General features: G+C 72.5%; 20 protein-coding genes. 10 read left to right on the forward strand and 10 right to left on the reverse strand.

Going from position 1 to position 23,462, the window contains the following annotated elements; translation table 11 throughout:
- Position 1 precedes the first annotated feature (1 nt).
- From CG723_RS10400 to CG723_RS10415, 4 genes are all read left to right on the forward strand, one after another.
- Entirely contained in the window at positions 2-1,951 is a 1,950-nt protein-coding gene (locus CG723_RS10400) for a fumarate reductase/succinate dehydrogenase flavoprotein subunit (protein WP_100592992.1), read from the forward strand.
- Complete coding sequence (locus tag CG723_RS10405) at positions 1,948-2,697, forward strand: succinate dehydrogenase/fumarate reductase iron-sulfur subunit (protein WP_100592993.1); 750 nt, start codon at positions 1,948-1,950, stop codon at positions 2,695-2,697. The genes CG723_RS10400 and CG723_RS10405 overlap by 4 nt, the downstream gene beginning before the upstream one ends.
- 230 nt (positions 2,698-2,927) lie before the next feature.
- The gene (locus tag CG723_RS10410; protein ID WP_100592994.1) at positions 2,928-3,698 is read left to right on the forward strand and encodes a GNAT family N-acetyltransferase; all 771 of its coding nucleotides are present in this window, start codon (positions 2,928-2,930) and stop codon (positions 3,696-3,698) included.
- Complete coding sequence (locus CG723_RS10415) at positions 3,698-4,624, forward strand: lysophospholipid acyltransferase family protein (RefSeq protein WP_100592995.1); 927 nt, start codon at positions 3,698-3,700, stop codon at positions 4,622-4,624. The genes CG723_RS10410 and CG723_RS10415 overlap by 1 nt, the downstream gene beginning before the upstream one ends.
- Here CG723_RS10415 and CG723_RS10420 read toward each other — a convergent pair.
- On the reverse strand, positions 4,619-6,988 hold the full coding sequence (locus CG723_RS10420) for an ATP-binding cassette domain-containing protein (RefSeq protein WP_100592996.1): 2,370 nt from the start codon (positions 6,986-6,988) through the stop codon (positions 4,619-4,621). The genes CG723_RS10415 and CG723_RS10420 overlap by 6 nt on opposite strands.
- 59 nt (positions 6,989-7,047) lie before the next feature.
- A complete protein-coding gene (locus tag CG723_RS10425) occupies positions 7,048-8,055 on the reverse strand; it encodes an MsnO8 family LLM class oxidoreductase (protein ID WP_100592997.1) in 1,008 nt (335 codons plus the stop codon).
- Between the two features lie 50 nt (positions 8,056-8,105).
- Here CG723_RS10425 and CG723_RS10430 point away from each other — a divergent pair, with 50 nt between their 5' ends.
- Positions 8,106-8,603, forward strand: a complete 498-nt coding sequence (locus CG723_RS10430) for a phosphatase domain-containing protein (RefSeq protein WP_442802554.1) — start codon at positions 8,106-8,108, stop codon at positions 8,601-8,603.
- Positions 8,604-8,657: 54 nt separating this feature from the next.
- Here the strand turns inward: CG723_RS10430 and CG723_RS10435 are convergent, their stop codons facing one another.
- Positions 8,658-8,873, reverse strand: a complete 216-nt coding sequence (locus CG723_RS10435; protein WP_100592999.1) for a dodecin — start codon at positions 8,871-8,873, stop codon at positions 8,658-8,660.
- A 213-nt stretch (positions 8,874-9,086) separates the two neighbouring features.
- On the opposite strand from CG723_RS10435, the gene CG723_RS10440 reads away from it, so the two are divergent.
- Positions 9,087-10,391, forward strand: coding sequence for an extracellular solute-binding protein (locus tag CG723_RS10440; RefSeq protein ID WP_234374235.1), 1,305 nt, complete (start codon positions 9,087-9,089; stop codon positions 10,389-10,391).
- A 29-nt stretch (positions 10,392-10,420) separates the two neighbouring features.
- Here CG723_RS10440 and egtD read toward each other — a convergent pair whose 3' ends face one another.
- Genes egtD through egtA form a run of 4 tightly spaced genes read right to left on the reverse strand, consistent with a single transcriptional unit; the run spans position 10,421 to position 14,758 of the window.
- The gene (gene egtD, locus CG723_RS10445; RefSeq protein WP_100593000.1) at positions 10,421-11,383 is read right to left on the reverse strand and encodes an L-histidine N(alpha)-methyltransferase; all 963 of its coding nucleotides are present in this window, start codon (positions 11,381-11,383) and stop codon (positions 10,421-10,423) included.
- Positions 11,380-12,135 (reverse strand): ergothioneine biosynthesis protein EgtC, encoded by a 756-nt coding sequence (gene egtC / locus CG723_RS10450; protein ID WP_100593001.1) that lies wholly within the window; start codon positions 12,133-12,135, stop codon positions 11,380-11,382. Before egtC ends, egtD begins: the two co-directional genes overlap by 4 nt.
- On the reverse strand, positions 12,135-13,469 hold the full coding sequence (gene egtB, locus CG723_RS10455; protein ID WP_100593002.1) for an ergothioneine biosynthesis protein EgtB: 1,335 nt from the start codon (positions 13,467-13,469) through the stop codon (positions 12,135-12,137). The genes egtC and egtB overlap by 1 nt, the downstream gene beginning before the upstream one ends.
- On the reverse strand, positions 13,466-14,758 hold the full coding sequence (egtA, locus tag CG723_RS10460; RefSeq protein WP_100593003.1) for an ergothioneine biosynthesis glutamate--cysteine ligase EgtA: 1,293 nt from the start codon (positions 14,756-14,758) through the stop codon (positions 13,466-13,468). The genes egtB and egtA overlap by 4 nt, the downstream gene beginning before the upstream one ends.
- A 219-nt stretch (positions 14,759-14,977) precedes the next feature.
- Between egtA and CG723_RS10465 the strand changes: the two genes are divergently transcribed.
- Positions 14,978-15,835, forward strand: coding sequence for a TIGR02452 family protein (locus CG723_RS10465; RefSeq protein WP_100593004.1), 858 nt, complete (start codon positions 14,978-14,980; stop codon positions 15,833-15,835).
- Here the strand turns inward: CG723_RS10465 and CG723_RS10470 are convergent.
- Together CG723_RS10470 and CG723_RS10480 are read right to left on the reverse strand one after the other, a co-directional pair.
- Positions 15,810-16,268: a type II toxin-antitoxin system PemK/MazF family toxin gene (locus CG723_RS10470; protein ID WP_100593005.1), complete on the reverse strand. Its 459-nt coding sequence runs from the start codon at positions 16,266-16,268 to the stop codon at positions 15,810-15,812. The genes CG723_RS10465 and CG723_RS10470 overlap by 26 nt on opposite strands.
- A gap of 972 nt (positions 16,269-17,240) precedes the next feature.
- Entirely contained in the window at positions 17,241-18,677 is a 1,437-nt protein-coding gene (locus CG723_RS10480; RefSeq protein WP_100593006.1) for an amidase, read from the reverse strand.
- 144 nt (positions 18,678-18,821) lie between these two features.
- On the opposite strand from CG723_RS10480, the gene CG723_RS10485 reads away from it, so the two are divergent.
- Together CG723_RS10485 and CG723_RS10490 are read left to right on the forward strand one after the other, a co-directional pair.
- Complete coding sequence (locus tag CG723_RS10485) at positions 18,822-19,865, forward strand: LacI family DNA-binding transcriptional regulator (RefSeq protein WP_100593007.1); 1,044 nt, start codon at positions 18,822-18,824, stop codon at positions 19,863-19,865.
- Between the two features lie 113 nt (positions 19,866-19,978).
- Positions 19,979-21,415 carry an aldehyde dehydrogenase family protein gene (locus CG723_RS10490; RefSeq protein WP_100593008.1) on the forward strand — a complete coding sequence of 479 codons (1,437 nt, stop codon included), beginning with the start codon at positions 19,979-19,981 and terminating at the stop codon, positions 21,413-21,415.
- An 88-nt stretch (positions 21,416-21,503) separates the two neighbouring features.
- Here CG723_RS10490 and trxA read toward each other — a convergent pair whose 3' ends face one another.
- Positions 21,504-21,908: a thioredoxin gene (gene trxA / locus CG723_RS10495; protein ID WP_100593009.1), complete on the reverse strand. Its 405-nt coding sequence runs from the start codon at positions 21,906-21,908 to the stop codon at positions 21,504-21,506.
- 126 nt (positions 21,909-22,034) lie between these two features.
- Between trxA and CG723_RS10500 the strand changes: the two genes are divergently transcribed.
- On the forward strand, positions 22,035-23,459 hold the full coding sequence (locus tag CG723_RS10500; RefSeq protein WP_100593010.1) for a dihydrolipoyl dehydrogenase family protein: 1,425 nt from the start codon (positions 22,035-22,037) through the stop codon (positions 23,457-23,459).
- The last annotated feature ends 3 nt before the right edge of the window (positions 23,460-23,462 follow it).

Genomic DNA, 23,462 nt, shown 5'->3' on the forward strand with positions numbered 1-23,462 from the left:
CATGAATTCCTACGCGGAGTACGCGACCGGAGAGCCGGTCGTCGACACCAAGGCCCCCGAGGGCCCCGTCAACGAGCGCTGGGACACCCGCCGCTTCGAGGCGAAGCTGGTCAACCCGGCCAACCGCCGCAAGCACACCGTGATCGTCGTCGGCACCGGCCTGGCCGGCGGCTCCGCGGGCGCCACGCTCGCCGAACAGGGCTACCACGTCGTCCAGTTCTGCTACCAGGACTCCCCGCGCCGCGCCCACTCGATCGCCGCGCAGGGCGGCATCAACGCCGCGAAGAACTACCGCAACGACGGCGACTCCGTCCACCGCCTCTTCTACGACACGGTGAAGGGCGGCGACTTCCGCGCCCGCGAGTCGAACGTCCACCGCCTCGCGCAGATCTCCGTCGAGATCATCGACCAGTGCGTCGCACAGGGCGTCCCGTTCGCCCGCGAGTACGGCGGCCTGCTCGACACCCGCTCCTTCGGCGGCGTCCAGGTCTCCCGTACGTTCTACGCCCGCGGCCAGACGGGCCAGCAGCTCCTCCTCGGTGCCTACCAGGCGCTGTCGCGGCAGATCGCAGCCGGGACCATCGAGATGCACGCGCGCACCGAGATGCTCGACGTGATCGTCGTCGACGGCAAGGCGCGCGGCATCGTCGCCCGCGACCTGATCACCGGGAAGATCGACACGTACTTCGCCGACGCCGTCGTCCTCGCGTCCGGCGGCTACGGCAACGTCTTCTACCTGTCGACGAACGCCATGAACTCCAACGCGACCGCCGTCTGGCGGGCGCACCGGCGCGGCGCCTACTTCGCCAATCCGTGCTTCACCCAGATCCACCCCACCTGCATCCCGCGCACCGGCGACCACCAGTCGAAGCTGACGCTGATGAGCGAGTCGCTGCGCAACGACGGCCGGATCTGGGTCCCGAAGGCCAAGGGTGACGACCGCCCGCCGAACAAGATCCCCGAGGACGAGCGCGACTACTACCTGGAGCGCATCTACCCGGCGTTCGGCAACCTCGTGCCCCGCGACATCGCCTCGCGCGCCGCGAAGAACGTGTGCGACGAGGGCAGGGGCGTGGGCCCCGGCGGCCAGGGCGTGTACCTCGACTTCGCCGACGCGATCAGCCGCATGGGCAAGAAGGCCGTCGAGGAGAAGTACGGCAACCTCTTCGACATGTACGCGCGGATCACCGCGGAGAACCCGTACGAGGTGCCCATGCGGATCTACCCCGCCGTGCACTACACGATGGGCGGACTGTGGGTCGACTACGACCTGCAGACCACGATCCCGGGCCTGTTCGCGGTCGGCGAGGCCAACTTCTCCGACCACGGCGCCAACCGCCTGGGCGCGAGCGCGCTCATGCAGGGTCTCGCCGACGGCTACTTCGTGCTTCCGTCGACCATCAACGACTACCTCGCGCGCAACCCGCACCACGAAGAGGTGAGCGCCGAACACCCCGTCGTCCAGGACGTGCTGGCCGAGACCGAGGACCGGATCAACCTCCTCCTCGCCGTCGACGGCGACCGCACCCCCGACTCCTTCCACCGTGAACTCGGCGAACTCATGTGGGAGTTCTGCGGCATGGCCCGTACGGAAGAAGGCCTGCGCAAGGCCCTCGACCGGATCCCGCAGATCCGCGAGGAGTTCTGGCGCCGCATCAAGGTGCCGGGCACCGGCGAGGAGTTCAACCAGTCGCTGGAGAAGGCCAACCGCATCGTCGACTACCTGGAGCTCGCCGAGCTCATGTGTCTCGACGCCCTGCACCGCGCCGAGTCCTGCGGCGGCCACTTCCGCGAGGAGTCCCAGACCCCGGACGGCGAGGCCGCCCGCCGCGACGAGGAGTTCTCCTACGCGGCCGCCTGGGAGTTCACCGCGACCGGCGACGCCCCCGTCCTGCACAAGGAAGACCTCGTCTTCGAGTACGTCCACCCCACTCAGCGGAGCTACGCATGAAGCTCACCCTGCGCGTCTGGCGCCAGAAGAACGCCGACGCCGAAGGCGCCATGTCCACGTACGACGTGGACGGAATCTCGCAGGACATGTCGTTCCTGGAGATGCTCGACACGCTCAACGAGGAGCTCATCGTCAAGGGCGACGACCCCGTCGCGTTCGACCACGACTGCCGTGAGGGCATCTGCGGAGCCTGCTCGCTCGTCATCAACGGTGACGCGCACGGCCCCGAGCGGACCACCGCCTGCCAGCTCCACATGCGGTCCTTCAAGGACGGCGACACGATCGACATCGAGCCGTGGCGCGCCTCCGCCTTCCCCGTGGTGAAGGATCTCGTCGTCGACCGCACCGCGTTCGACCGGATCATCCAGGCCGGCGGCTACATCAGCGCGCCGACCGGGGCCGCGCCCGAGGCGCACGCCACGCCTGTGCCCAAGCCCGACGCGGACTTCGCGTTCGAGCACGCCGAGTGCATCGGCTGCGGTGCGTGCGTGGCGGCCTGCCCGAACGGCTCGGCGATGCTGTTCACCTCGGCGAAGGTCAACCACCTGAACGTCCTGCCGCAGGGCGCGCCCGAGCGCGAGACCCGCGTCCTCGACATGGTCGGGCAGATGGACGCCGAGGGCTTCGGCGGCTGCACCCTCACCGGTGAGTGCGCCACCGCCTGCCCGAAGGGCATCCCGCTGGTCTCCATCACCGGGATGAACAGAGAATGGCTGCGCGCGACCCGCAAGGCGGGCAGGCGTTAGCCGTACGTCGTTCGCCGTCAACGTGCGGACGGGCGGGGCCGGGAGTGGTGCTCATCCCCGGCCCCGTCTCGCTTTCGCCGGCGCTCCTGGCATTCAACATCCCCACATCCCCTCTCCTGGCACAGGTCACGTACACGACAACCGGTATCGGAAGAACAGGAGCGGCAGGCCGTACGACAGTCCGGCCCGCCCATCGCTCCGCCGAACCGGCCCGTGACCAGGAGAGAGCCATGACCGGCGTCACCACGCTCGACCGTCCCCCACAGCCCGAGGCACCCACCCGCTACACCGTCACCCTGGCCCGCGACGAGGACGACGTCCGTGCCGCGCAGCGGCTGCGGCACGACGTCTTCGCGGGCGAGATGGGCGCCCTGCTGACCACCACGCAACCGGGCCTCGACGTCGACGCCTTCGACGCGTACTGCGACCACCTGCTCGTCCGCGACACGGTGACCGGCCAGGTCGTCGGCACCTACCGGCTGCTGCCACCGGAGCGGGCCTCCGTCGCCGGACGACTGTACTCGGAGGGCGAGTTCGACCTGACCGCCCTCGACGAGATCCGGCCGGGCCTCGTCGAGGTCGGCCGTTCCTGCGTGCACCCCGACCACCGGGACGGCGCCGTCATCGGGCTCATCTGGGCCGGGATAGCCCGCTACATGGTCGACCGCGGCCACGAATGGCTGGCCGGCTGCTGCTCCATCCCGCTGGCCGACGGCGGCGCCCTCGCGGCGGGCACCTGGGACCGTGTGCGCACCAAGCACCTGGCTCCCGAGGAGTACCGCGTACGACCGCTGCTGCCCTGGAACGCGGAGCGTGTGGAGTTCCCCGCCCGCACCGAGCTTCCGCCGCTGTTGCGCGGCTACCTCCGCCTCGGTGCCTGGGTGTGCGCGGAGCCGGCCCACGACCCGGACTTCGGGGTCGCCGACCTGTACGTGCTGCTGTCGATGCGCCGGGTCAACCCGCGCTATCTGCGGCACTTCCTCTCTCTCGCCCCGGCCTGATGAGCGTCTGGCTGCCCAGCGCGCCCTGCACCCCGAAGGCATGCGTGGAGCCGGCGGGGTCCGCGACGGCCGTACCCCGGGCCGTGCTGCGGATGACGGCGGTCGTGGTCCTGGTCCTGACCGGGATCGCGCTGTCACCGTTCGGCGGACGGATCCCCGCCGGACCGGTCAGGTGGTGGTGCCGGGCGATCGCGCGGGCCATCGGGGTCCAGGTCCGCGTCACCGGCACCGCCGCCGCACCCACCGGCGGTCTGCTCCTGGTCGCCAACCACATCTCCTGGCTGGACATCCCACTGCTCGGCGCCGTGCGCCCGGCCCGGATGCTCGCCAAGGCGGAGATCGGGCGGTGGCTCCTGGCCGGGCCGGTGGTCGCGCGCAGCGGCGTCCTGTTCATCGAGCGGGACCGGCTGCGTGCCCTCCCGGACACGGTCGCCCGCATCGCCGAGGCGCTGCGGGCCGGCTCCGCGGTCGTCGCGTTCCCCGAGGGCAGCACCTGGTGCGGTCGTGCGCAGGGGCACTTCCGGCGCGCCGTCTTCCAGGCCGCGCTGGACGCGGGGGTCCCGGTCCAGCCGGTCAGCGTCCGGTACCGGCTCGCCGACGGGGCGGCCGGCACCGCAGCCGCGTTCGTCGGCGACGACACGCTGCTCGCCTCGCTGTGGCGGGTGGCGTCGACACGGGGGCTGGTGGCCGAGGTCGAGATACGGGACGTGATCCCGCCGGGCTCGCACCTCGACCGCCGCTCACTGGCCCGGGCCGCCGAGTCGGGGACGACGGGCCGGCCCTGTAGGACCCACACCGCGCTGGTGGCCCGAGAACTCACCGAAGGGGAACTGGCGAACTCCGGTGTTTCAGGGGCGCGGGGCTGTGCCGATATGCGGCTCCGCCGCGTGGACGCGACCAGCCACGTACGGCCCGCAGGTTCATGACCGCGCTTCCGGCAGAGCGCCCGGCGGAAAGGCACGGGCGAGATAGGGAGCCGTAGCGCTCCCGCTCGCCCGCGCCACCTCCGTCGGCGGCCCCGCGGCGACGATCCGACCGCCCGCGTCGCCGCCGCCCGGCCCCAGGTCGATCACCCAGTCCGCGCCCGCGACCACCGCCATGTCGTGCTCGACGACCACCACGGTGTGCCCGGCGTCGACGAGCCCGTGCAACTGCCGCATCAGAACCTCGACATCGGCCGGATGAAGACCGGTCGTCGGCTCGTCGAGCAGATACAACGTGGAACCGCGCCGCCCGCGCTGCAACTCGCTCGCCAGCTTGATGCGTTGGGCCTCCCCGCCGGACAGCTCGGTGGCGGGCTGCCCGAGCCGCAGATAGCCGAGCCCCACGTCGAGCAGTGTGCCGAGGCTGCGCGCCACGGCCGGCGTGTCCGCGAAGAACTCCGCCGCGCTCTCCACCGTCAGATCGAGGACCTCGGCGATGGTCCGCCCCCGGTAGGCGACTTCCAGCGTCTCGGCGTTGTAGCGCGCGCCGCCGCAGTCCGGGCAGGGCGCGTACGTGCTCGGCAGGAAGAGGAGCTCGACGCTGACGAAGCCCTCGCCCTGGCAGGTCTCGCACCGGCCGCCGGCCACGTTGAACGAGAAGCGCCCCACGCCGTACTTGCGGGCCTTCGCCTCGTCGGTGGCCGCGAACACCTTCCGTACCACGTCGAACAGGCCCGTGTACGTGGCCAGGTTGGAGCGCGGGGTGCGCCCGATCGGCTTCTGGTCGACGACCACGAGGCGGCCCACGCCCTCCAGTTCCTCGGTGATCGAGCCGATGAGCGTGGACTTCCCGGACCCGGAGACACCGGTGACGGCCGTGAACGTGGACAGCGGTACGTCCACCGACACATCGCGCAGATTGTGTCTGGTCACCGGGCCGACCTTCAGCCAGCTGCGCGGCTCCCGCACCGTGCGCACGGGCACGTGCTCGCGGCCGAACAGGAAGCGGGCCGTCGCCGAGTCCGCGACGGACGCCAGATCCGCGACGGGACCGCTGTGCAGGACGTGGCCGCCGTGCTCGCCCGCGAGCGGGCCGACGTCGACGAGCCAGTCGGCCTTGCGGACGACATCCATGTGGTGCTCGACGACGAACACCGAGTTGCCGGCCGCCTTGAGCCGGTCGAGGACGGTGAGGAGCGACTCCGTGTCGGCCGGGTGCAGGCCCGCCGACGGCTCGTCGAGCACGTAGACCACGCCGAAGAGTCCGGAGCGCAACTGTGTGGCCAGGCGCAGGCGTTGGAGCTCACCGGCGGACAGCGTGGGCGTGGCGCGGTCCAGGCTGAGGTAGCCCAGGCCGAGCTCGGCGACGGTGGCGATGCGGGCCAGGAGGTCGCCGGTGAGGACCCGCGCCGTCTCCGAGGCGTCGCCGGGGGCGTCGAGGATCTTCGCCAGGTCCGCGAGTGGCAGATGCGCGAGATCCGCGATCGTCCGTCCGCCGAACGTCACCGCGAGCGACTCGGCCCGCAGCCGCGCCCCGCCGCACACCGGACACGGCGCGCTGTCGAGGAACCGCTCGGCCTTCGTCCGCAGCGTCTGGCTCTTGGAGTCCGCGAACGTCTTGAGCACGTAGCGGTTCGCGCTCATGTACGTGCCCTGGTACGGACGTTGGATCCGGCCCGCGTCCCGCACGGGGTGCACGGTGACGACGGGTTGGTCGTCCGTGAACAGGATCCAGTCGCGTTCTTCCTGCGGCAGTTCACGCCAGGGCCGGTCGACGGCGTACCCGAGCGCGTCCAGGACGTCGCGCAGGTTCTTGCCCTGCCAGGCACCCGGCCACGCGGCGATCGCGCCCTCGCGGAGGGACAGGGACGGGTCGGGCACGAGGAGCGCCTCCGTCGTGCGGTGCACCACGCCGAGCCCGTGACATTCGGGGCACGCCCCGGCCGCCGTGTTCGGCGAGAAGGCGTCGGAGTCGAGCCGCTGCGCGCCGGGCGGGTAGTCGCCCGCGCGCGAGAACAGCATGCGCAGCGAGTTCGAGAGCGTCGTCACCGTGCCGACGGAGGACCGGGACGTGGGGGAGGAGCGGCGCTGCTGGAGCGAGACGGCCGGCGGAAGCCCGGTGATCTCGCCGACCTTGGGCGCACCGACCTGGTGGATGAGGCGGCGCGCGTACGGGGCCACGGACTCGAAGTAGCGGCGCTGCGCCTCGGCGTAGATCGTGCCGAAGGCGAGCGAGGACTTCCCGGAGCCGGAGACCCCCGTGAAGACGGCGAGCACGTCGCGCGGGATGTCCACGTCGACGCCCCGCAGATTGTGCTCACGGGCACCCCGCACACGGACGAACGGATCGTGGTCGGGCTCGTGCATGGGGTGGGCTCCGTAGGGCGGCTGGATGCGCTGTCACGCGGGGGGCAAACCCCACGATTCTAGGCCCTGTGCAGCCCCGCGACCCGGGCGAGCCCGCGGTAGGACTCCAGGAGGCCCTCGCGGTCGTACGAGCTGGTCGTGACCAGGACCTCCTGCGCGCCGCTCTCCTTGATCAGCGTCTCCAGCTCGTCCGCGACCTGGTCCTCCGTGCCCGCGATGTGGCCGCGCAGCCCGGACTCGTAGAAGTCCCGCTCCTTCGTCGTCATCGTCAGCGCCTCCACGCGCTCGGCGGGCGGCAGCGGCGGGAACGTGCCGTGGGTGCGGGAGTACGCCATCGACCAGGCCTCCGGGATCAGCAGGCGGTGGGCGGCCTCCGGACTCCCGGCGACCGCGATCGTCCCGGAGACGACGACGTACGGCTCGCCCGCCCACGCGGACGGCCGGAAACTGGCGCGGTACCGGTCGATTGCGCGCAGCATCTTCTCGCGGTTCCTGAGGTCGCCGACCACCATCGGGAGTCCGGCCTCGGCGGCGATCGTCGCGCCCTCGCCCATGGCGAGCACGAACGGCGGGACGGTCAGGCCGTCCGAGGGGCGTGCGCGTACCCCGGTCGTGGAGGTCCCCCGGAAGAAGTCGAGCAGTTCGGCGAGCTGCGCCGCGAAGTCGTCGGCATCGTCCTTGTCCCGCCCGAGCGCCTTGCGTACGCCGCCCGTGAAGCCCACCGAACGGCCGAGACCCATGTCGATCCGCCCGGGGAACAGCGACTCCAGGACCCCGAACTGCTCGGCCACCACCAGGGGTTGATGGTTGGGCAGCATCACGCCGCCGGTGCCGACCCGGATCGTGCGGGTGGCGGCCGCGACCGCCGCGGCGAGCACGGTCGGCGCGGACCCCGCGACGCCCGGCACCCCGTGGTGCTCCGACACCCAGACACGGTGATAGCCGAGCGCGTCCAGCTCGCGCGCGAAGCGCACCGTGTCGCGCAGCGCCGAGGGCCCGTCGTGCCCCTCACGGGTGCGCGAACGGTCGAGGACGGAGAACCGGGTCGATGCGATCACTGAGCTCACACACCGTTCAACGTCTGTGCCGCTTCAGGATTCCCTACGCTTGGCGTGTGATCGACAACAGCAGGCCTCTCGCCAGACCCCTGGCGGTGTTCGACCTCGACAACACCCTCGCCGACACGGCCCACCGGCAGCGCTTTTTGGAGCGCACCCCGCGTGACTGGTCGGCCTTCTTCGGGGCCGCGCCCGAAGATCCGCCGCTCGCGCGCGGCGTCGAGCTGGCGCTGGAGAGCGCACGCGAGTGCGAGGTCGTCTACCTCACGGGCAGGCCGGAGCGGTGCCGCGCCGACACCGTGGCCTGGCTCGCCGAACAGGGCCTGCCCGAGGGGCGCGTCTGGATGCGCCGCAACGACGACCGCAGGCCCGCGCGCCGCACCAAACTGGAGACGCTGCGCACGCTCTCCCGCGGCCGCGAGGTGCGCATGCTGGTCGACGACGACGAGCTCGTGTGCGACGAGGCCGAACGGGCGGGCTTCACCGTCGTACGCGCCCGCTGGGCGAGCGGTTCCGAGGCGCTGAAGGACGCCCAGGAGCGCGAGGGGCGGACCTGAGCGGACCGGGCGAGCGGGATCGGAGCCGCACCCGAGTGGCCCCGGCGCGCACGCTCAGGCCTCGTCCTCCAGCCGGAAGCCGACTTTCAGGCCGACCTGGTAGTGCTCGATCTGACCGTTCTCGATGTGGCCGCGTACCTGGCACACCTCGAACCAGTCCAGGCCGCGCAGCGTCTGCGAGGCGCGGGCGATGCCGTTGCGGATGGCCTGGTCGACTCCCTCGTGGGAGGTGCCGACGATCTCTGTGACCCGGTACGTGTGATCGGACATGAAGGCCTCCTCGGCCCGTGCGGTGGACGTCCCTCCACGGTGCCTCAGGTCACCGTGGACCGCGAGCGAGAGCGCAGATGTTCGACTTACCGGCCGCCACCCCCTTGACCGTTCGATTGGTCCATACCAAAATCCAGCCACACCCGTGCGAGCGTCACGCTCATCCCCCACGTCGGGCCGCCCCTCCCTGTCCGCAGGCAGAAAGTGACCCACGTGAAGTACCGCCGCACCGCCGCGTCCCTCATCCCCCTCGCCCTCGTGTCCGCCTCGCTGCTCACGGGCTGCGGCTATCTGCCAGGAGCGGGCGACGAGCAGCGCACGGTGACCGTCTGGCTGATGAAGGACAGCGCGTCGGACGCGTTCCTCAAGCGGTTCACGAAGAGCTTCGAGGACAAGAACCCCGGCCTGCGCCTGGACATCCGTATCCAGGAGTGGACCGGCATCGGCGAGAAGGTGAGTGCGGCCCTCACCCAGGACGAGGGCGCCACGGCCAGTGGCGACGCGGTGGACGGACCGGCGCCCGACGTCATCGAGGTCGGCAACACCCAGGTGCCCCAGTACGTCGACGAGGGCGGACTGCTCGACCTCAGCCTGGAGTCCGCGCGCGACTTCGGCATGGAGGAGTGGCTGCCCGGACTCGCCGATCCCGGCATGTTCCACTCGCGCCAGTACGGCATCCCCTGGTATGCGGCCAACCGGGTGGTGATCTACAACAAGGACCTGTTCGCCAAGGCGGGCATCAAGCAGCCGCCCCGCACCCGCGCCGAGTGGCTCGACGACACACGGCGTCTCAACACCCATGGTGACCAGGGCATCTACCTGGCCGGCCAGGACTGGTACACGCTCTCCGGATTCATCTGGGACGAGGGCGGCGACCTCGCGACGGAGCACGGCGGCATCTGGGAGGGCAGCCTGCAGACCCCGGCGGCGCTGCGCGGCATGGAGTTCTACCGGCAGCTCCAGGCGCTCGGCCACGGGCCCAAGGACTCCGACGAGGAACACCCCCCGCAGTCGGGCGAGTTCGCGAAGGGCGACGTCGGCCAGATCGTCGCCGTGCCCGGCGTCGCCCAGGCTGTCGAGCAGCAGAACCCCGAACTCAAGGGAAGGCTGGGCTACTTCCCGATCCCCGGCAAGACAGCGGCCAAGCCGGGATCCGTCTTCACCGGCGGCTCCGACCTGGTCGTGCCCGAGAACACCGACGACCGCGACGGAGCCGTCGCGGTCGTCAAGGCCCTGGCCGGCGAGAAGTGGCAGAAGGACCTGGCCAGGACCATGAACTACGTGCCCAACAAGACGACCCTGAGTGACGCCGTCGCCGACGAGCCGGGCGTGGCCGCGATGGCGGCGGGCGCCGCACGAGGCCGGGCCACGCCGGTGTCCCCGCTGTGGGCGAGGGTCGAGGCCGACAACCCGATCAAGGCGTACATGTCGAAGGTGCTCGCCGGGGCCGACCCGGCCGAGGAGGCCGGGGCGGCTTCCCGACGGATCACCAAGGAGCTGGACGCCAGCGGACCGTGACCCGCCGCCTGCCACTGGGTTCGGGGCCGTCAGTCCACGAGGCTGAGCGAGAGCGCGAAGCGGTTCTGCGCGTCCGTCCACCAGTGCGTCATGCGCAGCCCCGCGCCCGCCAGTTCGGCCCGCACGCCCTCCTCGCGGAACTTCGCCGAGATCTCCGTGCGGATCTCCTCCCCGTCCTCGAAGTCGACCGCGAGGCCGAGCACCGGGATCTTGACGGTCTGTGCGGCCGTGGAGCGCAGCCGCATCTCGATCCACTCGTTGTCCGCGTCCCACAGGGCGACGTGCTCGAAGGCGCCCGGGTCGAAGTCGGCGCCCAGGTCGCGGTTGATGACGCTGAGCACGTTCTTGTTGAACGCGGCCGTCACGCCCGCCGCGTCGTCGTACGCCGCGACGAGGACCGACTCGTCCTTCACCAGGTCCGTGCCGAGCAGCAGCATGTCGCCGGGCCGCAGCAGGGCGCGTACGGAGGTCAGGAACGCGGCGCGCTCGGCCGGCAGAAGGTTGCCGATCGTGCCGCCGAGGAACGCGGCCAGGCGCGGCCCCGGAGTGTCCGGCAGGGTGAGTCCGAGCGTGAAGTCGGCGATCAGCCCGTGGATGTTCAGCCCGGGCCGCTCGGCGCCGAGCGCCTCGGCGGCGCCCCGCAGCGCGCTCTCGCTGACGTCCACGGGGACGTACGTCTCCAGGATCGGCAGGTCGTCGAGCAGATGGCGGGTCTTGTCCGACGAGCCGGAGCCCAGCTCGACGAGGGTGCGGGCGCCGGTGGCGTCGGCGATCTCCTGGGAGCGGGCCAGCAGGATCTCCCGCTCGGCGCGCGTCGGGTAGTACTCGGGCAGGGTCGTGATCTCGTCGAACAGCTCGCTGCCGCGCGCGTCGTAGAACCACTTGGGCGGCAGCGTTTTCGGCGTGCCGGTCAGGCCGCTGAGGACATCGGCGCGCAGGGCGGCGCCGGTGGCGTCCTCGGGCAGGGTGCGGGTCAGCTGGTACGGGCTCACGCGGAGGGCTCCTTGAGCGGGGTCAGCAGGACGTCGGTGCGGCTCGCGGCGAGCAAGGTGCGGTCCGGCACCTCGCGCCAGTGCGGATCGTCGTCGTACGGCTCGGAGGCGACGACGGTGCTGCGGCCGGGTTCGGTGAGATACCAGAGGCTGTCGCCCCAGGCGGTCGCGGTGATCGTCTCCCCATCGGTGAGGAGGAGGTTGAGCCGTGATCCGGGAGCGGCCTCGGCGACTTCGAGGACGGTGTCGGCGAGGGCCTGCCCCTGGTCGTCGCCCGAGCGCAGCCGGTGCAGCAGCAGCGCCCAGACGAACGCCGAGTCGCAGCGGGCCTCCAGGGACAGCAGGTCGACGGGCGGCACCGCCGTGGTGAGCGGGGCGAGCGAGCGCGGCCAGCCCCTCACCGCGCCGTTGTGGGAGAACAGCCACGGACCGGAGGCGAACGGCGCCGCCGCTGCCTCGCCGTCCGCGCCGCCGAGCGTGGCGTCGCGGACCGCGGCGAGCACGGCCCCCGAGCGCACGACCCGCGCGAGATCGGCGAACGACTGGTCGCCCCAGATCGGCCCGGCCCTGCGGTAGCGCGCGGGCACCGGGTCCCCGTCCGCGTACCAGCCCACGCCGAAGCCGTCGGCGTTCACGGTCCCGTGCCGCTGGCGGCGCGGCTCCCAGGACTGGCGCAGCAGGCTGTGGGACGGTGTCACGAGCACGTCGCCGAGTGGCGCCGCAGGGCCCAGGTAGGCCAGTTGCCGGCACATCAGGCACCCTCCCCGTCGCGCGCGGTGCGGAAGCCGGCGAAGATCTGCCGGCGCACCGGATAGTCCCAGTTGCGGAACGTGCCGCGGCACGCCACCGCGTCCACGGCGAACGAGCCGCCGCGCAGCACCTTGTGGTCCGGGCCGAAGAACACCTCCGAGTACTCCCGGTACGGGAAGGCCACGAACCCCGGGTACGGCAGGAAGTCGCTCGACGTCCACTCCCACACGTCGCCGATCAACTGCCGTACACCCAGCGGCGATTCACCCGCCGGGTAGCTGCCCGCGGGGGCCGGGCGCAGATGGCGCTGGCCGAGGTTGGCGCGCTCCGGCGTCGGGTCCGCGTCGCCCCACGGGTAGCGCATCGACCGCCCGGACGCGGGATCGAAGCGGGCCGCCTTCTCCCACTCGGCCTCGCTGGGCAGGCGCCGGCCCGCCCAGCGCGCGTACGCGTCGGCCTCGTACCAGCTGACGTGCACGACGGGCTCGTCCGGCGGGACCACCTCGGTCACCCCGAAGCGGCGCCGCAGCCACTGCCCTGCCTCACGCCGCCAGAACAGCGGCGACCGCAGGCCGTTGTCCCGCACCAGGGCCCAGCCCTCGGGCGTCCACCATCGGGAGTTGTCGTAGCCGCCGTCCTCCATGAAGGCCAGATACGCGGCGTTCGTGACCGGTGCGGTGTCGATGTGGAACGGCGGGACGAGGCGCGCGTGCGCGGGCCGCTCGTTGTCCAGAGACCACGGCTCGGCGGTCGTCCCCATCGTGAACGGGCCGCCGGGCACGAGGACTTCGGACGGTCCGCGGAAAGCCGGGGAGACGGGGTCGGGATCCGGGGCCGTCAGCGCCGGTGCTCCCGACCGGAGCTGATGGGTGATCAGCATCGTCTCGTCATGCTGCTGTTCGTGCTGGGCGATCATCCCGAAGGCGAACCCCGCCTCGGTGAGTCGGGTGCCGTGGAACGGCGTGCTCTCCAGGACGTCGAGCGCGCGGCCCCGCACCTCGGCCGCGTAACCGCGCGCCTCCTTGGGTGCGAGCAGCGGCAGCTTGGGTCGCTCGGAGCGCGGGTGCTCGAAGGCGTCGTACAGCGGGTCGATCTCCGGGCGCATCGCCTCGCGGCCCGCGACCGCGCGCAGGAGCCACTGCTCCTCCTGGTTGCCGATGTGCGCCAGGTCCCACACCAGCGGCGACATCAACGGTGAGTGCTGCGCGGTCAGTTCGGGCCCCTCGACGCAGCTCGTGAGCAGCGTCGTGCGGTCCCGCGCGGTGAGCAGCGCGGTCCGTGCGCGCTCCCGCAGTGCCTCGGGGTCCGGGGCGGTGTCTTCGCTCTGTGCGGTCATGAGGTGACGGTCCTCCCGGGGGCGGGGGCATCGATGTGGTCGAGCACGTCGTCGGCGGGGCACCGGCCGCGCACGACATAGCGGTCCATGAAAGCGGAGACGGCGGCGAGCACCCTGGGCGACGCGCCGAGCCTCGGCAGCGCGTCGAGCGCCGCCGCGAAACACGTGACGGCCGCCTCGGCGAGCTCGGGGTCCGAGGGCCCGTGCCGCGCCGCGTCGCGCCACAGTCGATTGTGCGGCGCGGGCAGCGGGCCCGCCCGTTCGGACAGCGGCTTCACGGTGCGGTACGCGGTCTCGGCGGCCTCCGGGTCGTCGAACAGCGCGGTCGTCACCGCGAGCGGCACGATCCAGCCGTCGTCGCCCGGCTGCGCGTCGATCATGCGCAGTTCGAGGTGGCCACGCGGGCGCACCGGAGGGAACAGGGTGGACAGGTGGTATTCGACGTCACCGCGCGTGGCGGGCCGAGGCCCACCGGTACGCAGCCACGTCCGCAGGGACATGCCGTCGGGGACGTCCCAGGGCCCGCTGTCCTTGCGGACGCACATCACCGGCGCGTCCAGGACGTGCCGGACCCAGGCCTCGCGCGGCTCCACGTCGAGGGGCGGTGCCCCGGACCTGCCGGGGTCGATCTCCTCCCACACCGCCTGGCGGGTGGAGCGCCAGCCGGTCGGACGCCCGCACAGCATCGGTGAGTTGGCGAACGCGGAGACCAGGACGGCGCCGAGCAGGTGCGAGAGCCGCCAGCGCCTGCCGTGGCCGAGCGGCCCCGGCTCCTCGTACCCGGCGTCGAGGCAGACCTGCACCGACGCCGACGAGCACATCATGGCGCGGCCCGCGGGACCGGTCCGGTCGAACCAGGACTCCATGGCGTCGTAGCGCGGCTCGTGGAGCAGCCGCCGCGGCGGGCGCCAGGGATCGGTGCCGAGGCCGGTCAGCGCGAGGCCACGGGCAGCGAGCGAGGTGCGGACCGCTGTCAGATCGGCCGAGACGGCCGAGACGCAGTCCATGAGCGACGAGGCGGGCAGGGAGCTGAGCTCCAGCTGTCCGCCGGGTTCTACGGTGAGCGCCGAGCTGAGGGGCAGGGCGCCCAGTGCGGCGTACGCCGCGTCGAGCCGTTCGGGTGCCAGGGGGAGCCGCGGCCTGCGCGGCTCGTGGACGAGCCATTCCACCTCGACACCCACGGTGCGAGGTGGTCCGGTCTTGAAGCAGATCCCGCGGACCAGCGCCTCGACCTCGGCCTCGGTGACCAGGGCCGCCGTGCCGAGCTCCGTACAGTCTCCTTCGGGCATGTTCAGGATCCTCCTGATCCGTTCGCCTTCATCGTCCCCGGTAGGGGCCGCGCCGTCGACTCGACGGGGATGGGCCGGGCCGGGGCGGCAGTGCTCGTACCACCCAAAACCCTCACGGCGAATCGCACAAGAGTGCCCTTCGGACACTGAAAATCTGTTGCTCGCGGAGTCGCCCGGCGCACATCATGCGTTCATGAGGACGACCACGGGGGAGCGGGCGTGAGCGCCCGGCTGCGGGGGATCGCGCAGCAGACGGAGGAGATCGTCGCGGCGGGGCGGTACACGACGCCGGGCGGCGCGGTCGTGCCGATCGCGGACGCGGTGACGGCAGCGCGGGACGCGACCCGCACGTACGGTCCGGCCCCGGTCGATGTGCCCGAGCCGGGCCGGCTCGCGGATACGGCCGTCGAGGTCACCGGCGAGTCCAGCCTGGAAGCCGCGCGCCGCCTGGTCACCGCCCGTCAGGACCCGGTCGCCGTACTGAACTTCGCCTCGGCCCGAAATCCCGGCGGCGGCTATCTCAACGGCGCACAGGCCCAGGAGGAAGCCGTGTGCCGGGCCTCGGCCCTGTACACGTGCCTGCTGCGGGCCCGTGACTTCTACGATCACCACCGCGAGAACCGCGACCCGTTCTACACGGACCGCGTGATCCATTCACCCCAGGTCCCCGTCTTCCGCGACGACCGCGGACGGCTGCTCGACGAGCCGTACGCCGCGGGCTTCCTCACCTCACCCGCGCCGAACGCGGGCGTCGTACGCCGCAGCACCCCGGAGCGGTCAGGCGAAATCGCGGGGGCCCTCGCGTCACGGGCCGAGCGGGTCCTGGAGACGGCCGCTGCGCACGGCTACGGGCGCCTCGTGCTCGGCGCCTGGGGCTGCGGTGTGTTCCAGAACGACCCGGCGCAGGTCGCCCACGCGTTCCGGGCGCTCCTCGACGGGGGCGGCCGTTTCGCGGGCCGCTTCGACCACATCGTGTTCGGCGTCCTGGACCGCACGCCGGACGCACGGACCAGAACGGCCTTCGAGCGGGCCTTCGCGGCCTCGCCGGCGGTCAGCGCCAGCCGTACCGCTCCCTGAGCCGCAGCACCACGAGGTTGAACCGCATGCGGTCCAGGGCGCACGCCTCCCGGCGCATGCCGCGCTCGTGGACCCGAAGGACGCGGTCGATCGCCACCCACGAGTCGCGGCCCGCGGTGTCCCACGGCCCGCTGCCGATCGGCACCCACTCCCTGTCGTGGTCGTGCCGCTTGCTCGACAGCTGTACGGCGAGGAGCGTGCCGGCGGCCTCCCTGGCGACGACGAGCACAGGACGGTCCTTGCCGCGGCCGTCGTTCTCCTCGAACGGCACCCACGTCCAGACGATCTCGCCGGGATCGGGGTCGCCGTCGTGGGCGGGCGCGTACTCGGTGCGCACCCGGCCCACCTCGCGCGGCGCGGCCTCGACCGTGGCGGTGGCGCCGGCACGGCCGGGGTGCTCGTGGGCATGCGGGTCATCGATGAAGGCAGTCACGCGGGTCACGTTAGGGCCTGACGGGCCCAACCCGCAGGGCGGGCCCGGCCGGTGGGACACAGGCTCGGCGCATGAAGACCCCCATATCCGCCCGAGCCGTACGACGCGGACGCCCGGGCCGCTTTTCTCCCCTCGCGCTCACGGGTGCCATCGTCCTCGCGCTGTGCGCCGCCGCCCTCGCCCGGGGCGACGCCTCGCCCCCGCCCCGCACCCTCTCGGCCTGGCTGCCGTACCGGGACCAGGAAGGCGCCTACCAGGACGCCCTCGCCCACGCGGACCAACTCCGCATCATCAGCCCCTTCGTCCTCGTCCGCAGCCGCGCGTACGACGGGATCGGCCTCGACTACGAGACCATCGCGGCGACCGGTGACGCCACCTACCGCACCGTGGGCCCGGGCCACACCGCGCTCCTGCGTGACCTGTGCTCGGGGTTGCACGCGCTGGGCAAGGTGTGGTTCGCCACCGTCAACCCCAAGACCACCACGACGGGCCGCATCTGGGACTACCGGAGCCTCGGCCAGGTGGCCGACCGCGTTCGCATCTTGACCTACAACCTGCACTACGCCACGGGCACTCCTGGGCCGCTCTCCTCCACCGCCTGGTACGACGAGATCCTGCGCCGCGCAACGGCCGAAATCCCCCTGGACTGCATCGAGTTGGGCCTGCCTGCCTACGGCTGGGACTGGGCCGAGGGCAGACACGAGAGCGGCCCGGCACGTCACCTCGAAGGAAGCGGACGCCCTGCGCGAGGCCGTCGGCGCGCCCTACGGGCTCGACCCCGCCTCGCAGAGCCCGCACTTCACGTACAAGGAGAACGGCATCGTCCGCACCGTCTGGTATCAGGACGCGCGCGGCGCCGAGGCGCACCTGCCCGTGCAGCGTCGCTACGGGGCGCGCAACACGGTGGTGTGGGCCCTCAACTTCGAGGACCCGGGCCTGTGGGCGGTGCTCGCCCGGGGTGCGTGACCCGCTCTACGCTCCGGTGCGCGACTCCTGGAGGTTCTCGGGCCACTTCTCGAACCACCGTTGATCCGACTCGAGTTGGGCCGCGAGCGAGATGAGCTGCGGCTCGCTGTTCGCCGGGCCGAGCAGCTGAGCGCCGACGGGCAGCCCGTCGCCGGTGAAGCCCGCGGGGACGTTCACGCCGGGCCAGCCGAGGACGTTCCACGGCCATGCGTACGGGCACGCCGCGATCATCGCCCGGTCGGTGCGCCAGCCGCCCAGCGACGCCATCGCGCCGATGCGGGGCGGGGGAGTGGCCGTCGTCGGGGCGAGGACCACGTCGTACGTGTCGAAGACAGCGCCGACCCTGCGCTGGAGCGAGGCCTCGGCGCGCCGGGCGAGCCGCAGCGGAGCGCCGCCGAGTACCCGGCCCATCCGGGCGGACTCCCGGGTGCGCGGGTCGAGCAGCGCTGGATCGGGAACGTCGCGCAGCCGGTCGGCGACGCCCGCGGTGGCGCGCGGCACGAACGCGAGGCCGATCTGCCCGTAGCGCGGGTCGGCCTCCTCCACGTCGTGCCCGAGCGCGGCGAGCCGCTCCGCCAGCGCGACGACCCGGGCCCGCACAACGGGGTCCAGGCGTTTGGGAGTTGCGGTGAACGGCATGCGCAGGGACAGCGCGATACGCAGCTTTCCCGGCTCGTCGCGGGCCGCCTGCGCCGCCCCGATCCGCGGCGGACAGTGCAGGTCGCCGTCGTGCGGACCGCTCGCCGCGTCCAGGAGCAGCGCCGCGTCCTCGACGGTCCTGCCGAGCGTGCCGTTCACGGTGATCCCGTGGAAGGACTCCGCCCAGGGCCACGTCGAGATCCGGCCTCGCTGCGGCTTGATGCCGACGAGGTGCGTCCACGCGGCGGGGATACGGATGCTGCCCGCCCCGTCCGAGCCGAGGGCGGCCGGCACGATTCCCGCGGCGACGGCCGCCGCCGAGCCGCCCGACGAACCGCCGGGCGTGTGCCCGTGATTCCACGGGTTGCGGGTGTCGCCGAACGCGGGCCCCTCGGTGAAGGGCCACTGCCCCAGCTCGCACGTGTTCGTCTTGCCGATCACGATGGCGCCCGCCGCGCGCAGCCGGCGTACGGCCTCCGCGTCCTCGGTCTTCGGCGGGAAGTCGCCGGGGCAGCCGAACGCGGTCGGCTCGCCCGCCACGTCCATGTCGTCCTTCACGGCCAGCGGCACGCCGAGCAGCGGCCGACTGCCTCCTGACGCGCCTTCGCCCGCCGCGCGTTCGCGGTCCGCGGCGTCCGCCTCGGCGAGGGCGGCCTCCCCGCGGACCGTGCGGAAAGCGTTCAGGGCAGGCTGCGTCGCGTCGATGCGCGCCAAGGCCTCCTCGACGAGGACGCGCGACGACACGTCCCCCTCGGCGAGCGCGCGGGCGGTCGCGGCGAGCCCGGCGGCACGGTCGGACGCCATGCGGACACCTCCTCGTACGGAATACGGGATACGGAACTTCGGAACTTCGAACGCCTGAGTGCACGCACGCTAGCGGTCGCGGGCCCCGACCGGTATGCCCGGCCGGGAAGACGGCCGCACCCGTCTGGAAAGATGCGGTGCGTCATGGTGCAGATACCGAAGCCGCAGTCCGCCCGCACATCGCGGGAGTCCGCCGCGCCGAGCCCGGCGCCGACGAGCGCCGACGTCGCCCGGCTCGCCGGGGTCTCGCGCGCCACCGTCAGCTACGTCCTGAACAACACCAGCGCCGTCAGAATCAGTGAACCCACCCGCCGCCGCGTCCACGAGGCCGCGAAGGAGCTCGGCTACGTGCCGCACGCGGCGGCCCGCAGCCTGCGCGCCGGGCACACCCGCATCGTCCTGATGCCCTCCCCGAGCGTCCCGGCCGGACCGCTCTACAACACGTTCTTCAACGACCTCCAGTGGGCGCTGAGCCGCCTCGACTACACGGTCGTGCAGTACGGCAGCGTCAGCCTGCGCGGCGACGACGCGGCGCGCGCCTGGGCGGAGCTGCGCCCGGTCGCGGTGCTCACACCGCCCGACCTGGGCACCGAGGGCGTCGAGGTGCTCCGCCGCTCCGGCGCCAGGGCCGTCATCACGCTCGGCCCGGAGCGCGCCGAGGGCGCGCACGCGCTGCTCATGGACCACCGTGAGGTCGGCCACAGCGCGGGCGCCCACCTCGTCGAACGCGGCCGGCGCCGCATCGGCGTCGTACTGCCGACGGAGCCCGGCCTCGACCACTTCGCGCGGCCGCGCCTGGAAGGCATACGGAACGAGGTCCTCGGTACCGGCGCCGCGGTCTTCGAGCTGCCCCTCACCTACGACGAGGATTCGGCGGCCCAACTGGTGCCGAGAATCAGGGAGTTGGGGATCGACGCCGTGTTCGCGTACAACGACGAGTACGCGATGCTCCTGATGCGGGCGCTGCAGGACGCGGGCGTCGGCATTCCGGAGGAGACAGCTGTCATCGGGGCCGATGATCTGATGCTCGGGCGGCTGCTGCGGCCCCGGCTGAGCACGGTCCGTATCGAGCTGCCGTCCGGGCAGGAGCTCGCCGCGCTCGTCGACCGCCTGGTGCGCGACCCGGGCGCCGTCACCGAGTCGCACGACATGCTCCGGGCCCGCGTCGTGGCGAGACAGTCGACCTGACGGCCGGGGTCCCGCATGGCCCACCCGACTAGGATGTTGCGTGCTCAACAACATGGGCCGGCGCACCGTCCCGCGCGCCGCCCCGGAGATCAGTGACCGATCGGAGATCCGGCATGCCCCTGCTCGACCCGAAGACCTGGCAGGCCCGCCCGCTGTCGGGCGATGAGCACGAGGTCACGGAGCCCGCCACGGGCGAGCGCCTCGCCACCGTCACGCTCGCCTCCCCGGACGACGTCCGCACCGCGGCGAAGGCCGCCGCAGCGGCCCAGGGCGACTGGGCCCGCCAGCCCCACTTCGCGCGCGCCGCCGTCCTGCGCCGCGCGGGCGACCTGTTCACCGAGCACGCCGACGAGCTGCGCACCTGGCTCGTGCGCGAGTCGGGATCCATCCCGGGCAAGGCCGACTTCGAGCTGCACGTCGCCGCCCAGGAGTGCTACGAGGCCGCAGCCCTGGCGTCCCGGCCCGCCGGCCACGTCCTGCCCAGCGAGGCGCCGCGCCTTTCGTACACACGCCGCGTCCCGGCCGGTGTCGTCGGCGTCATCGCCCCGTTCAACGCCCCGCTCATCCTCTCCATCCGCTCCGTCGCCCCGGCCCTCGCGCTCGGCAACGCCGTCGTCCTCAAGCCGGACCCGCGCACGGCGGTCTGCGGCGGTCTCGCCCTGGCGGCCGTCCTCGCCGCCGCGGGTCTGCCGGAGGACGTCCTCCACGTGCTGCCCGGCGGGGCGGACGCGGGCCAGGCGCTCGTCACAGACCCGGACGTCCCCGTCATCTCCTTCACCGGCTCCACCGGCGCGGGCCGGGCCGTCGGCGAGGCCGCGGGGCGCCACCTCAAGCGCGCGCACCTGGAACTCGGCGGCAACTCCGCCCTGATCGTCCTGGCGGACGCCGACCTCGATGCCGTCATCTCCACCGCGGCCTGGGGCTCCTTCTTCCACCAGGGCCAGATCTGCATGACGACCGGCCGCCACCTCGTCCACGCCTCGCTCTACGAGGAGTACGTCGAACGCCTCGCCGCGAAGGCCGACTCCCTCGCCGTCGGCGACCCGCACCGCGAACAGGTCCACCTCGGCCCCGTCATCGACGCGGCCCAACTCGCCAAGATCCACGGCCTGGTGGAGGCCAGCACCGCAGCGGGGGCCAAGCTCGCCGCGGGCGGCAAGCACCGCGACCTCTTCTACCGGCCGACGGTTCTCGCGGGCGTCGACGACAGCACCCCCGCATACGCCGAGGAGGTCTTCGGCCCCGTCGCACCCGTCCGCTCCTTCACCGACGCCGACGAGGCGGCCGCGCTGGCCGCCGCGAGCCCGTACGGCCTCTCCCTCGGCATCGTCACCCGCGACCCGGCGCGCGGACTCGACCTCGCCGAGCGCATCCCCACCGGCATCGTCCACATCAACGACCAGACGGTGAACGACGAGGCGGTCGCCCCGTTCGGCGGGGTCGCGGCGTCCGGCACGGGAGCCCGCTTCGGCGGCGAGGCGAACATCGAGGCATTCACCGAGACCCGGTGGACGACGGTCCGCGGCGACGTGGCCGGCTATCCGTTCTGACCCCGCGCACGCGAGCGTGAAACGGCCGCCGGGCCCGTACGGAAAGTACGGGCCCGGCGGCCTTCGCTAGGTCGCCGTGGGGCCGGAGTCAGGCCTGCGCGCCATCCGCGCCGTCCTCGCCCGCCTTCGCCTGCTGCTCGGCGATCGACTTGCGCACCTCGTCCATGTCCAGCTTCCTGGCCTGGCCGATCACGTCGTCCAGGGCCTCCTGCGGAAGCGCCCCGGGCTGGGCGAACACGGCGACCTGGTCGCGGACGATCATCAGCGTCGGGATCGACTGGATACCGAACGCGGACGCGAGCTCCGGCTGGGCCTCCGTGTCGATCTTCCCGAAGACCAGGTCCGGGTTGGCTTCCGCGGCCTTCTCGTAGACGGGCGCGAACTGCTTGCACGGCCCGCACCACGACGCCCAGAAGTCGATCAGCACGAACCCGTTGTCCGTGACCGTCTGGTCGAAGTTCTCCTTGGTGAGCTCCACGGTGGTGCTGCTCATGATGTGCCCTCTTCCTGCTTCCTGGTTGCGGTGCTGAAGCCGCTGTTCACAACGGTCCCGGTAATGGACGTATTCCGCGCACGTACCCGTGTGGCCCCGGCGCACACCTGCGACCACACTGGGCCCATGACGGATGAGAACACATACGACGTGGTGGTTCTGGGCGCCGGGCCGGTCGGGGAGAACGTCGCGGACCGGGCACGCGCGGCGGGCCTCAGTACCGCCGTGGTGGAGAGCGAACTGGTCGGGGGCGAGTGCTCCTACTGGGCGTGCATGCCGAGCAAGGCACTGCTGCGCCCGGTCATCGCCCAGGCCGACGCGAGGCGCCTGCCGGGCCTGCTGGAGTCCGTGCAGGGTCCTCTGGACGCGCCCGCCGTCCTCGCTCGCCGTGACGAATACACCTCACACTGGAAGGACGACGGCCAGGTGAGCTGGCTGGAGTCCATCGGCGCGGACCTCTACCGGGGCCAGGGCCGCCTCGCGGGCCCCCGCCGGGTCACCGTCACCGGACCCGACGGCACCGAGCACGTCCTCACGGCGCGGCACGCCGTGGCGGTCTGCACGGGCACGCGCGCCGCGCTCCCCGACCTCCCCGGCCTGGCCGACGTCGAGCCGTGGACGAGCCGCGAGGCCACCAGCGCGCAGAAGGTGCCCGGCCGCCTCGTTGTCGTGGGCGGCGGAGTCGTCGCCGCGGAGATGGCCACGGCCTGGCAGGCCCTCGGCTCGCAGGTCACGATGCTCGTGCGGGGATCGGGGCTGCTGTCCCGGATGGAGCCCTTCGCCGGCGAGCTGGTCGCCCAGGCCCTCGCCGAGGCCGGCGCGGAGGTGCGGACCGGTGTCTCCGTGAAGGGGGTCACCCGGGAGGGCGGCACCGTCGTCACCACCCTGGACGACGGCTCGACCCTGGAGTCCGACGAGATCCTCTTCGCCACGGGCCGCGCGCCCCGCACGGAAGACATCGGCCTGGAGACCGTCGGCCTCGAACCCGGCTCGTGGCTCCCCGTCGACGACAGCCTCCGCGTGGACGGCAGCACCTGGCTGTACGCGGTCGGGGACGTGAACCATCGCGCGCTGCTGACCCACCAGGGCAAGTACCAGGCCCGTATCGCGGGCGCGGCCATCGCGGCCCGCGCCCAGGGCGTCCCGCTCCTGGAGACCGACCGCTGGGGCGCCCACGCGGCGACCGCCGACCACTCGGCCGTCCCGCAGGTCGTCTTCACCGACCCGGAGGCGGGCTCGGCTGGCCTCACCCTCGCGGAGGCCGAGGCGGCGGGCCACCGCGTCCGCGCCGTCGACTACGACATCGCCTCGGTGGCGGGCGCCGGCCTGTACGGCGACGGCTACCGCGGCCGCGCCCGCATGATCGTCGATCTCGACCGCGAGATCCTCCTGGGCGTGACCTTCGTCGGCCCGGGCGTCGGCGAGCTCATCCACTCCGCGACGGTCGCGGTGGCGGGCGAGGTCCCGATCGACCGCCTGTGGCACGCGGTCCCGTCCTATCCGACGGTGAGCGAGGTGTGGCTGAGGCTGCTGGAGACGTACCGCGGCTGAGGG

This window comes from Streptomyces sp. CB01635, assembly GCF_002803065.1.
Taxonomy (GTDB): Bacteria; Actinomycetota; Actinomycetes; order Streptomycetales; family Streptomycetaceae; genus Streptomyces.